The following is an 11728-nucleotide window of genomic DNA, read 5'->3' as shown; positions in this document are numbered from 1 at the left end:
CATGATCGAACGCGCCTTGCGGTGAACCTGCACCACCTCATGAGAGAGTCGCCGCGCGGGGCTTGCGCCGTGACCTACGACTCCAGTCCTTTTCTACCTGACAAGGGTTCCGCCCATGGCCCAGACCGATACCGTTACCCGCATCCTCGATACTGCCGAGGTGCTGTTCGCCGAGCGCGGCTTCGCCGAGACCTCACTGCGTAACATCACCAGCAAGGCCAAGGTCAATCTGGCGGCGGTGAACTACCACTTCGGCTCCAAGAAATCGCTGATCCAGGCGGTCTTCGCACGCTATCTCGACCCGTTCAGTGAGCGTTTCCACGCGGCACTCGACAGCGTCGAGCAGCAATGCGCCGGGCGCCAGGTGCCGCTGGAGGTCCTGCTGGAGGTGATGGCGCGTACCGTGCTGGAGGTGCCGGCCGAGCGCAATAGCCTGCGTACCTTCATGCGCCTGCTCGGGCTTGCCTATACCCAGGGTCAGGGCCACATGCGGCGCTATATCCGCGAGCATTACGGCACGGTCTTCAGCCGCTTCGCCGAGCTTCTGAAGCTGGCGACGCCTGATCTGCCGGACAACGAGCGCTTCTGGCGTCTGCACTTCATGCTCGGCAGCGTGATATTCACCTTCTCGGGCCTGGATGCGCTGCGCGATATCGAGGAGGCCGAGTACGGCCATCACACCACGGTGCGCGAGCTGATCCAGCACATGCGGCCGGTGGTGGTCGCGGCGATGGCAGCGCCGTTGCCGGCCACGCTCGGAGATGGTGAGGCGGTCACCCAGGCGGCCAGCTGATGGCCTGCTGGGTAGCGGTGGATCTCTCGCGCCAGAGCCTTGAGATACGCAATGACGCGCCGAGTGGCAGTCGTGATGCGCCGCCCCCCGCGGCTGACCCTGACGCGCTGGTGCATGCCTGCGCGATCTCCAGCGGCCTCAACGGTATCGGCGAGCTCGACGGCAGCGGTTGCACGCCAACCGGCTGGCATGTGATTCGTGCCGCCATCGGGGCGGGCAATCCGCGTGGCGCCGTCTATCGCGGCCGGCGCTTCACGGGCGAGGTGTTCACGCCCGAGCTTGCCTTAGAGCATCCTGAGCGTGACTGGATCCTGACGCGCATTCTGTGGCTCAGCGGCCGCGAGCCCGGCGTCAATCGTGGTCGCAATGCCCGCGGCGAGCGGGTCGATAGCCTGCGCCGCTACATCTATTTTCATGGCACGCCCAGCACGGAGCCCATGGGGGTAGCGGCGTCCCACGGCTGCATTCGCTTGCGTGATGACGACCTGCTGCGACTCTTTGCCGAGGCTGTGCCCGGCACCCCGGTGCTGCTGCATGCCTGAAGGCGTTGGTGCCCGAGTCTGATACCCTCCATGAGCTGTCACCGGAACCTGGGTGACAGCCCCTTGCCGGGGCGCAGCTGGCCGCGACTGTTCGATAGGGGTTCAGTCGGCTAGAATTGCGCCTTTCCTCGCGCTGGCAGCCTGATTCATCACGTTTCTTCCAGGCTGCCGAGCCCCGTAAAAGACATGAAGTCCTGGCGGTCGTGATTCCTCTCTTCACGGGACATCACTGCCGCAGGCCATGGACAGGAAGGATGACATGACACAGCCACTGGGCTCCGTAATGGTCGATGTTGCGGGGCTGACCCTCGCCCGCGACGAACGTGAACTGCTGGCACGCCCTGCCGTCGGGGGCGTCATCCTGTTTGCGCGCAATTGCGCCTCTCCCGAGCAGGTACAGGAGCTGAGCCGCGAGATTCGCAGCGTCAATCCGCACCTGCTGATCGCCATCGATCAGGAGGGCGGGCGCGTCCAGCGTCTGCGCGAGGGCGTGACACGCCTGCCATCGATGCGCAGCCTGGCACAGTGCTGTCTCGGCCGTGACTGTGATGGCTGCGGCGAAGACGCCCAGGCCGCAGGCCTGGGTCTGGCACGCGATGCCGGCTGGCTGCTGGGCATGGAGATGGCAGCCATCGGCTGTGATATCACCTTTGCGCCGGTACTGGATATCGATGTGGCGGGCTCGACCATCATTGGCGATCGCAGCTTCGGCGCCACGCCGGAAGACGTCATCGCGGTGGGCGGCGCCTTCATCGACGGGCTGCAGGAGGCGGGCATGTCGGCCGTCGGCAAGCATTACCCGGGGCATGGTGGCATCTCGGCAGATACCCATCTGGAGCGCGTGGTCGATCCGCGGCCGTTCCGCGAGCTGCGCGAGCATGACCTCAAGCCCTTCGCGGCTCTCGCCGAGCGTCTGGGCGGCGTGATGCCGGCGCATGTGATCTATCCGGATTTCGATGCACGTCCCGCGGGCTTCTCGCCCAGCTGGTTGGGCCTGCTGCGCGAAGAGTTCGGCTTCAAGGGCGCCATCTTCTCCGATGATCTCGGCATGGCGGCGGCCGTCGCGGAAGGTGGCCCGGCAGAGCGTGCGCGCCTGGCGCTGGACGCCGGCTGCGACATGGCGCTGGTCTGCAATGACCCGGCCGCCGCGCGCGAAGTGCTCGACAGCCTCGATGACGATGAGCAGCGCCACCGTGGCAAGCGCCAGGCGCGGCTGCGCTATGCGCGAGCTCGCCCGACGCTTGATGGCCTGGTGGGGCTGGCACGCTGGCGGCGCACCCACGCGCGGCTCGAATCGATGGCGGCCAGTCAGGCATCACAGCAGGCTGCCATGCCCTCGGGCACGCTAGGCGCCGCTGACGCGTCTGACGCACGGTCGGCCTCTGAGTCCGGTAGCGCGCAATAATCAGGCACGCGGTGCCTTTTTCGAGTCGAAGACTGGCAAGGAATTCCCATGGCTGAGCAATCCGCCACCGAGGCTGCTGCCGACAAGCTGGCAGCGCCTGCCGAAGAGATGATCAATCAATGGGTCGAGCCGCTGCGCCAATGGGTCGAGCAGACCTTTGGTCTGCCGCTGTGGGGCATCAATCTCGCTCTGTTGCTGTTGGCGGTGCTGTTGCTGCACCTCATCGAGCGAGTGGTGCTCACCCGCCTGGCGGCGCATGCCGAGAAGAGCCGCAACCTGTGGGATGACGCCCTGGTGCATGGTCTGCGTCATCCCTTGTCATTCTGGCTCTACAGCATGGGGGTGTTGCTGGCGCTCGGCATCATCGCCGGCCAGTTCAGCCTCGGCGGGGCCGAGAAGTACCTGGGCACGGCGCGCCAGATCGTGACCCTGCTGGCGCTGGCCTGGGCGTTGATCCGCATGGTCAAGCGCTTCGAGGCGCTGCGCACCATGCCGCCGCCCGGCACCAACGTCAACGCGATGGATGCCACCACGGCCTCGGCGATCAGCAAGCTGCTGCGGGCGGTCGTGGTCGTGCTGGTGGGGCTGGCCATCCTGCAGAACCTCGGCGTCTCGCTGTCCGGGGTGCTGGCCTTCGGGGGTGTCGGCGGTATCGCGGTCGGCTTTGCGGCGCGGGATCTGCTGGCCAACTTCTTCGGTGCCCTGATGATCCATCTCGACCGGCCCTTCAAGGTCGGCGACTGGATCCGCTCACCGGACCGCGAGATCGAGGGCACCGTCGAGGATATCGGTTGGCGCCTGACGCGCATCCGCACCTTCGACATGCGGCCCCTCTACGTGCCGAACGCCATCTTCACCAGCATCTCGGTGGAGAATCCGTCGCGCATGTACAATCGCCGCATCTTCGAGACCGTGGGGCTGCGCTATGAGGATGCCGCCCAGGTCGGCCCCATCGTTGCCGCGGTACGCGAGATGCTGGAAGGCCATGACGAGATCGACCAGACGCGCACCCAGATCGTCAACTTCACCACCTACGGTGAGCATTCGCTGAACTTCTTCGTCTATGTCTTCACGCGCACCACCGACTGGGTGAAGTACCACGCGATCAAGCAGGATGTCCTGCTCAAGGTGCACGACATCATCCGTGAGCATGATGCCCAGGTGGCGCTGCCGGGGCAGCGTCTGCACTTTGCCGATGTACTGTCCTTCGAAGGACGCCACCATGAACACGACGCCGAGGCTGAGAATGCCGCGGCGTCATCAGACACGCAGACGCGCGGGTCCCGCCGCCGTTCTGATTCAACCGCCGCTGCTACATCCTCCTCTGCGCCCGTCCGGCGTGGAGATGAGGCCAGTGACACCCAGGAAACTCCCGATGCTGACTCCGACGCCTGAGACCCTCACCGCCCTGCATGACGAAATGCGTGAGGTGATGGACAACGCCGATTGCCTGATCCCGCAAGCTGACCTTGAAGTGGCACTCGACCGCATGGCCGTTGAGCTGACGGAACGCCTCGGCGATCGCATGCCGATCTTCTATTGCGTGATGAACGGCGGCCTGATCACCGCCGGCCAGCTGTTGACTCGCCTCGACTTCCCGCTGGAAGTCGATTATCTGCACGCCACTCGCTACCGTGGCGCGATGCGCGGCGGCGAGCTGTTCTGGCGCGTCAACCCGGAGCTGCCGATGGCCGGTCGCGACGTGGTGATCGTCGATGACATCCTCGATGAGGGTGGCACCCTGGCCGCGATCCTCGAGTACTGCCGTGAAGCCGGTGCACGCAGCGTGTCCAGCTGTGTGCTGGTCGACAAGAAGCATGACCGCAAGGCCTACCCGGGCTTCAAGGCCGATTTCTGTGGTCTCGACGTCGAAGACCGCTTCCTGTTCGGCTTCGGCATGGACTACAAGGGCTACTGGCGTAACGCGCCGGGCATCTACGCGCCCAAGGGGCTGTAACCCAAGGGCTTTAACCCAAGTGTCTGTGACATGAGCCGCCGGATGGCAGTCGCCATCGCGTGCGATAGCCATCGTCAACGCTGGCATTCCTTCACCACCTGCCCGGGCAACCGCGGCGGGTGGTGTCGTTTTCGGGGTCTTTTCTTTTCTCCTGGCGCAGAGCGTGACGATTGTGCTTGTCGTCGCCGGTTGGCTCGGAGTAGCGTTCGCTGAGGATCGGAGTGTCCGGTCCCGAGAGATTCCTGCACATGGGTGGCAAGGAGGCGGGCGATGCTGGCGGTGATCGGTGGGACGGGGTTCGGCAGTTGGGCAGGCATGGAAGTGCTCAGGCGCGGCGGGCAGGAAACGCCCCTGGGGGCGGCCTCCTGTGGCGTCGTGGAAGGGCGACTGAATGGGCAGTCGCTGCTGTTTCTGGCCCGTCATGGTCAACCGCACAAGGTGCCGCCGCATCGCATCAACTATCGCGCCAATCTGTGGGCGCTCAAACAGGCGGGCGCGACCCATGTGGTGGGGGTCAACTGCGTGTCCGGCATCGACCCGACGCTGGCCCCGGGCACGCTGGTGGTGCCGGACCAGCTGATCGATTACACCACCGGCCGCGAGGGCTCATTCTTCGATGGGCGTTTCAAGCTGTTCCAGCATGTGTCGTTCGCCTGGCCGTATCATCGGGGCTGGCGTGAGGAGCTGCATGCGGCCGCCGCCGAGGCGGGGCTGCCCCTCACGGCCGGCGGGGTGCTGGGCGTGGTGCAGGGGCCGCGGCTGGAGACCGCCGCCGAGATCCGCCTGATGGCGCGTGATGGCAATACGCTGGTCGGCATGACGGGCATGCCCGAGGCCGTGCTGGCCCGTGAGCTCGAGATGGAATACGCCAGCCTGTGTCTGGTGATCAGCCATGCCGCAGGCGTCGGTGAAGAGGAGCCGACCCGCGCGGGCACGGAATCCGTGATCGAGGCCGGCATGCCCAGGGTGCAGCGCTTGCTGGCGACGCTGTTGGCGCGCCATGCCTGAGCTGCCTGACCTCAGGAGGAGAGTGGGGGAGGCGGTGGTTGTAGGTAGGCGGTGGTGTAGGGAGGGCGTGTAGAGGGTGTAGAGGGTATGCCCGCACGAAAAAAACGGCCTGCATCCGCGATGCAGGCCGTTTTCATTTTCCGCTCACGCTCACGCTCACGCTCACGCTCACGCTCACGCTCAAGTTCATGCCCAAGTTCGAGCCCAGGCGCCTGGCAGCGCAGGGCGCGTCAGGCCGCCTTGGTCTTGGCGTTGAGCAGGTCCAGCAGGGTCTCGCAGAAGCTGAAGCGCTTCTCGGCGTCATCCATGTCGGTGGCGAAGCGCAGCGTGTCGGCGCCTTCCAGCTTGTAGACATCCGATTGGCGCTGGATCAGGTTGACCAGCGTCAGCGGGTCGACCGGCGTCTGGGCGCCGAAGATGATGCGACCACGTCCGGCGCCGGCCTCCAGCTTGATGATGCCCAATGCCTGGGCGCGCTGGCGCAGCTGGGTCTGGCGGAACAGCGTCTTGACCGGTTCCGGCAGCAGGCCGAAGCGGTCGATCATCTCGACCTGCAGTTCGCGCAGGTCGCTTGCGTTCTCGGCGTTGCTGATGCGCTTGTACATCATCAGGCGCTGCTGGACGTCATGCAGATAATCGGCCGGAATCAGTGCCGGCAGATTCAGGCTGACCTCGACGCCTTCATCCAGCGGCGACTCGATATTGGGCGTCTTGCCCGCCTTGATGGCCTTCACGGCGCGATCCAGCATCTCCATGTACAGCGAGTAGCCGATGGTTTCCATCTGGCCGGACTGCTCGTCACCCAACAGCTCACCCGCACCGCGGATCTCCATGTCATGGGAGGCCAGCGTGAAGCCGGCACCGAGGTCCTGGGATTCGCTGATCGCCTCCAGGCGCTTGACCGCATCGCGGGTCATCGCCTTGGGGTGCGGGGTCAGCAGGTAGGCGTAGGCCTGGTGATGCGAGCGCCCGACGCGGCCACGCAGCTGGTGCAGCTGGGCCAGGCCGAACTTGTCGGCGCGCTCGATGATGATGGTGTTGGCGCTCGGGATATCGATGCCGGTCTCGATGATGGTCGAGCACACCAGCACGTTGAAGCGCTTGTGATAGAAGTCCGACATGCGCCGCTCCAGGCTGCGCTCCGGCAGCTGGCCGTGGGCGACGCCGACATTGGCTTCCGGCACCAGCTCCGCGATGCGCGCGGCGCTCTCCTCGATGGTCTTGACCTCATTGTGCAGCACGTAGACCTGCCCGCCGCGCAGCAGCTCGCGCAGGATGGCTTCCTTGACCACGCCGTCGTTGCGCTGCTGGACGAAGGTCTTCACCGACAGGCGGCGCGCCGGCGGCGTGGCGATGATGGACAGGTCGCGGATGCCGCTCATCGCCATGTTCAGCGTGCGCGGAATCGGCGTGGCGGTCAGGGTCAGGATGTCGACCTCGGCGCGCAGGCTCTTGAGGCGCTCCTTCTGGGAGACGCCGAAGCGGTGCTCCTCATCGATGATCAACAGCCCCATGTTGGGCAGCTCCAGCGATTTGGAGAGCAGCTTGTGAGTGCCGATCACGATATCGGCCTGGCCGTTTCTGATGCGCTCGAGCGAGGCTTCCTGGCCCTTGCCGCTGGTGAAACGCGACAGCAGGGCGATCTCCACCGCGGTGTCGGCGAAGCGATCGCGGAAGTTGTCGTAGTGCTGCTGGGCGAGCAGGGTGGTGGGCACCAGCACCACCACCTGACGGCCGGAGTTGACGGCGAGGAAGGCGGCGCGCATCGCGACTTCCGTCTTGCCGAAGCCGACATCGCCACATACCACGCGGTCCATCGGCTGGGGCGCGCACATGTCCTGGATCACCGCGCCGATGGTCTGCGCCTGGTCCGGCGTTTCCTCGAAGGGGAAACTGGCCGCGAAGCGTGCGTAGTCCTCGGCGGGGAAGTCACAGGCATGGCCGACACGCGCCTCGCGGCGTGCATAGACATCCAGCAGCTCGGCGGCGGTATCGCGGATCTTCTCGGCCGCCTTGCGCTTGGCCTTCTCCCATTGCTCGGAGCCCAGCTTGTGCAGCGGTGCCAGCTCGTCACTGGCCCCGGAATAGCGCGAGATCAGGTGCAGGCTGTCCACCGGCACGTAGAGCTTGGCGCCATCGGCGTATTCGAGCGCGAGGAACTCGGCCTCCTGACCCCCGGCGTTGATGGTCTCCAGCCCCAGATAGCGGCCAACGCCGTGGGTGTGGTGTACCACCGGCGCACCTTCACGCAGCTCCGAGAGGTGACGCACGGCCAGCTCGTTGTCATCGGTGGCGCGCGCCTGGCGGCGGCTCTGACGTACCACTTCGCCGTAGAGCTCGGTCTCGGTGATGACCACCAGCCCCTTGTGGCTGTCGGTGTCATCGCTGGACAGCGCATCTTCTGCCTGCGCGCTGGCCACCCAGGTGCCATGCGTCAGGCCACCGACGGTCAGGCCGACGGCGGCTGGGCTATCCACGAAGTGCTCGAAGCTTGCGAAGTCATCCAGGCTGCGCAGCCCGAAGCCGCGCAGCAGCGGGGTGAGCTGCTCCTCGACGACTTCGCGGCGGCCCTGGGTCTCGGCGACGAACAGCACGCGCTGGGCATGCTCGCCGTTCAGGCGCTGCTTGAGGAAGCTGGCCAGGGCCTGGGTCGGGTCGGCGCTGCGCGCATCGATGGCCAGGCTCGGCAGGGTCTGGTGGCCGAACTCGATGGCGTGGGCATTGGGTTCACGTACCAGCTCGATGCGCTCATGCTGTTTGATCAGGCCCAGCAGCTCATTGACCGGCACGAAGGCGCGGTGTGGTGGCAGCAGCGGGCGTGTCGGGTCGACGCCCAGATTGGCGTAGCGGGTGGTGATGGCGTCCCAGTGGCTCTCGGCCGCTTCGCGCACGCCGGGCAGCATGGCGATGCGCAGCTCGTCGCCCATGTGATCGAACAGCGTCGCGGTCTCGTCGAAGAACAGCGGCAGGTACTGCTCGAGCCCCGGCGAGGGAATGCCCTTGATGGCGTCGTTGTAGAGAATGCACTGGCGCGGGTCGACATCGAACAGTGTCTCGAAGCCCTCGCGGAAGCAGGCGATGGCGCCACGCGTCAGCGGGTATTCATGCGCGGGCAGAATCTCGATCGCCTCGACCTTGTCGCCACTGCGCTGGGTGTCAGGGTCGAAGGCACGCAGGGTGTCGATCTCGTCATCGAACAGGTCGATGCGCAGCGGTTGTTCGCTGCCCATGGGGAACAGGTCGATCAATGCGCCGCGCAGGGCGTATTCGCCCGGCTCGTAGACCGTCTCCACCGCGCGGTAACCGGCTCGCGACAGGCGTGAGCGGAAGTCTTCGCGATTGAGGATGTCGCCCTTGGCGAGACTGAAGACCTGGCCTGCGATGTAATCCACCGGCGCGAGGCGCTGCATCAGGGTGTTGACCGGTACCGGCACGATGGCGCGGCGGCTGGTCTGCAGGGTGCGCAGGGTGCGCAGACGCTCCGAGACGATGTCCTGGTGCGGCGAGAAGCTGTCGTAGGGCAGCGTTTCCCAATCGGGGAAGGGCAGCAGGCGCTCGGGGTGGCGCGTATAGAAGCGCAGGTCGGCTTCCAGGCGCTGGGCGCTGGCGGTGTCCGGCGTGATGACCATCAGCGGCGCTTCATCGGCATCGGCCAGTCGCGCCAGCGCCAGCGCCGCGGCGCTGGGGTCATTGAGCATCCAGAAGGTGGTTTCGCGGCGCGAGCGCGGCAACGGGGGCGTCAGCGGAGTCTCGAACATGGGCTCTGGTGTCTTGTGTCCTGGGCTTGGGCGCAACGCCTTGCGGCGTTCACGGCACGGGATGACGTCACGGGCAGGGCCCGAGTGAATAAGGTGCTGGGTCAGTCGCTCGCGGTGAGCGGCCCACGCATGCAGATGACGCTGAGCGACTCATGGGCGCAAGGCAGCCTCTCGGGTGTACGGCACATTCAAAAGCGCGCGGAATACTCCGGAGAGCAACAAGGCAGGCGCGCTTCAACGCAAGCTGTCGCAGCGCAAGGGGCTGCAACGTCAGTCGCCGCCATGAAAGGAGTCGCGCTTGATCATAGCAAGTCAGTCGCTATATGGGGGCAAGTGATGCGCTTTTCAGCACCGTGGACACAGATGGCCGAGCGCGGGATGAGGGAAACGCTTTTGTAGTCAAATCGTTGATTCTGTAGCACTACTACCCTGCGTGCGACCATCCTTTCATTGTGGTGCATAGCCGCGTTACGCATACTCAGCTGGCCTTGTCCGGCGTCGCCAAACGCTCGGTGACGACCATCATTATTTGCCCGCACGTGAGAGGATGCACCCGTGAGCCAAGAGAATCTCGAAGCCTGTTTCAAGCAGTGGCAGGACAATGAAGCCCTCGCGGAGCAGATGATCCCGCTGTTGGGAGATCTCTACCGCCGCTTCAACGTTGTGCCCTCCATCTACGGGCGTTCGCTGATCAATCGCTCGATGGTGCGCATCCTCAAGAACCACCGTTGGGTGCGCAAGGCCGAAGGCGTCGAGCTGTCAGTGGAAGACACCTTCCCGCTGGTGCGCGCGATGATCGAGCTCAACCTGGGCCCGGCCCACGTCGACATCGGCAAGCTGGCCGTCGCCTTCAAGCGCTCTGACGAGACGGACATCACCGCCTTCCTCAAGCGTGAGCTGGCCGACATCGTCGGTGGCTACGTCGAAGGCGGCATGGGCGGCGACCCGAAGGACGTCGTCCTGTATGGCTTCGGGCGTATCGGCCGCCTGTTGGCGCGCATCATGATCGAGAAGGCTGGCGGCGGTAACCTGCTGCGTCTGCGCGCCATCGTGGTGCGTGGCAGCAAGGATGACCTGGAGAAGCGGGCCAGCCTGCTGCGTCGCGACTCGGTGCACGGTCCCTTCGAGGGCAGCATCACCGTCGATGAGGAAAACTCGGCGCTGATCGTCAACGGCAACTACATCAAGATCATCTACGCCAATTCGCCCACCGAGATCGATTACACCGCGCACGGCATCGACAACGCCATCGTGGTCGACAACACCGGCAAGTGGCGTGACGAAGCGGGCCTGGGTCAGCACCTGGAGTGCAAGGGCGTGGCCAAGGTGCTGCTGACGGCGCCGGGCAAGGGCGATCTCAAGAACATCGTCTACGGCGTCAACCACACCGACATCAGCGATGATGACCGCATCATCTCCGCGGCCTCCTGTACCACCAACGCCATCGTGCCGGTGCTGAAGGTGCTGCACGACGAGTACGGTGTCAGTCAGGGTCACGTCGAGACGGTGCACTCCTACACCAATGACCAGAACCTGATCGACAACTTCCACAGTGGTGATCGTCGTGGCCGTGCCGCGGCCCTCAACATGGTGTTGACCGAGACCGGTGCCGCCAAGGCCGTCGCCAAGGCGCTGCCGGAGCTTTCCGGCAAGCTGACCGGCAACGCGATCCGCGTGCCGACGCCCAATGTCTCGATGGCGATCCTCAATCTGACCCTGAACACCGCAAGCGACGCCGAGCGCATGAACGACTTCCTGCGCACCGCCTCGCTGCATTCCTCGCTGCAGAAGCAGATCGACTACGTCGATTCCTGTGAAGTGGTGTCCTCGGACTTCGTCGGCAACCGTCATTCCGGCATCGTCGATGGCCAGGCGACCATCGTCACCGACAAGCAGGCCGTCGTGTACGTGTGGTACGACAACGAGTTCGGTTACAGCTGTCAGGTGGTGCGTATTCTGCAGCACATGTCCAACGTGCGTTTCAGCTACTTCCCGACGCGCTGAGTCAATGCGCCGCGTCTGTGGCGTGACTTGCGAAAAATTGAAATAAATACCTGCTGTTACAACGCCCCCGCCCTCAATGATGGCGGGGGCGTTGGCGTTTTCGGCGTGTGCACCACTTTAGTGTCGTATGGTCTTTCCGGCCTCGCATCTTTATAATGAGCCGGATTTTTTTGGGCCGGTCCAATCTCTGGGCTACACCTCCAACCGTCTGATAAGAAAAGCATTCACATTGCCTGATACGCGAAAATCGCGAGGTTGCCT

General features: G+C 64.8%; 8 protein-coding genes. 7 read left to right on the top strand and 1 reads right to left on the bottom strand.

From position 1 onward, the window contains the following. Nucleotides 1–115: 115 nt before the first annotated feature. The 6 genes from IZU87_RS00340 (at nt 116) to IZU87_RS00315 (ending at nt 5705) form a co-directional block, all read left to right on the top strand. Nucleotides 116–793, top strand: a complete 678-nt coding sequence (locus IZU87_RS00340) for a TetR/AcrR family transcriptional regulator (RefSeq protein WP_213113357.1) — start codon at nt 116–118, stop codon at nt 791–793. Next, nucleotides 793–1335: a L,D-transpeptidase gene (locus IZU87_RS00335; RefSeq protein ID WP_213113356.1), complete on the top strand. Its 543-nt coding sequence runs from the start codon at nt 793–795 to the stop codon at nt 1333–1335. Before IZU87_RS00340 ends, IZU87_RS00335 begins: the two co-directional genes overlap by 1 nt. 259 nt (nt 1336–1594) lie before the next feature. After that, a complete protein-coding gene (gene nagZ / locus IZU87_RS00330; protein ID WP_213113355.1) occupies nt 1595–2740 on the top strand; it encodes a beta-N-acetylhexosaminidase in 1146 nt (381 codons plus the stop codon). Between the two features lie 48 nt (nt 2741–2788). Further along, nucleotides 2789–4135 carry a mechanosensitive ion channel family protein gene (locus tag IZU87_RS00325; RefSeq protein ID WP_240916697.1) on the top strand — a complete coding sequence of 449 codons (1347 nt, stop codon included), beginning with the start codon at nt 2789–2791 and terminating at the stop codon, nt 4133–4135. After that, a complete protein-coding gene (locus tag IZU87_RS00320; protein WP_043331927.1) occupies nt 4116–4697 on the top strand; it encodes a hypoxanthine-guanine phosphoribosyltransferase in 582 nt (193 codons plus the stop codon). Before IZU87_RS00325 ends, IZU87_RS00320 begins: the two co-directional genes overlap by 20 nt. A 270-nt stretch (nt 4698–4967) precedes the next feature. Beyond that, nucleotides 4968–5705 (top strand): S-methyl-5'-thioinosine phosphorylase, encoded by a 738-nt coding sequence (locus IZU87_RS00315; RefSeq protein ID WP_213113354.1) that lies wholly within the window; start codon nt 4968–4970, stop codon nt 5703–5705. 230 nt (nt 5706–5935) lie between these two features. Here the strand turns inward: IZU87_RS00315 and mfd are convergent, their stop codons facing one another. Beyond that, on the bottom strand, nt 5936–9463 hold the full coding sequence (gene mfd / locus IZU87_RS00310; protein ID WP_213113353.1) for a transcription-repair coupling factor: 3528 nt from the start codon (nt 9461–9463) through the stop codon (nt 5936–5938). A gap of 555 nt (nt 9464–10018) precedes the next feature. On the opposite strand from mfd, the gene IZU87_RS00305 reads away from it, so the two are divergent. Beyond that, nucleotides 10019–11467 (top strand): glyceraldehyde-3-phosphate dehydrogenase, encoded by a 1449-nt coding sequence (locus IZU87_RS00305; RefSeq protein ID WP_043331922.1) that lies wholly within the window; start codon nt 10019–10021, stop codon nt 11465–11467. The last annotated feature ends 261 nt before the right edge of the window (nt 11468–11728 follow it).

This window comes from Cobetia sp. MC34 (assembly GCF_018340035.1).
Lineage (GTDB): Bacteria > Pseudomonadota > Gammaproteobacteria > Pseudomonadales > Halomonadaceae > Cobetia > Cobetia amphilecti.
The sequence above is the reverse complement of the archived record's forward strand: the minus strand, read 5'-3'. Positions and strand labels throughout refer to the sequence as shown.

Bases quoted from the DNA above. Each gene is read 5' to 3' on its own strand.
- IZU87_RS00340 (WP_213113357.1), top strand. From the start codon at position 116: ATGGCCCAGACCGATACCGTTACCCGCATCCTCGATACTGCCGAGGTG.
- IZU87_RS00335 (WP_213113356.1), top strand. From the start codon at position 793: ATGGCCTGCTGGGTAGCGGTGGATCTCTCGCGCCAGAGCCTTGAGATA.
- nagZ (WP_213113355.1), top strand. From the start codon at position 1,595: ATGACACAGCCACTGGGCTCCGTAATGGTCGATGTTGCGGGGCTGACC.
- IZU87_RS00325 (WP_240916697.1), top strand. From the start codon at position 2,789: ATGGCTGAGCAATCCGCCACCGAGGCTGCTGCCGACAAGCTGGCAGCG.
- IZU87_RS00320 (WP_043331927.1), top strand. From the start codon at position 4,116: ATGCTGACTCCGACGCCTGAGACCCTCACCGCCCTGCATGACGAAATG.
- IZU87_RS00315 (WP_213113354.1), top strand. From the start codon at position 4,968: ATGCTGGCGGTGATCGGTGGGACGGGGTTCGGCAGTTGGGCAGGCATG.
- mfd (WP_213113353.1), bottom strand. From the start codon at position 9,463: ATGTTCGAGACTCCGCTGACGCCCCCGTTGCCGCGCTCGCGCCGCGAA.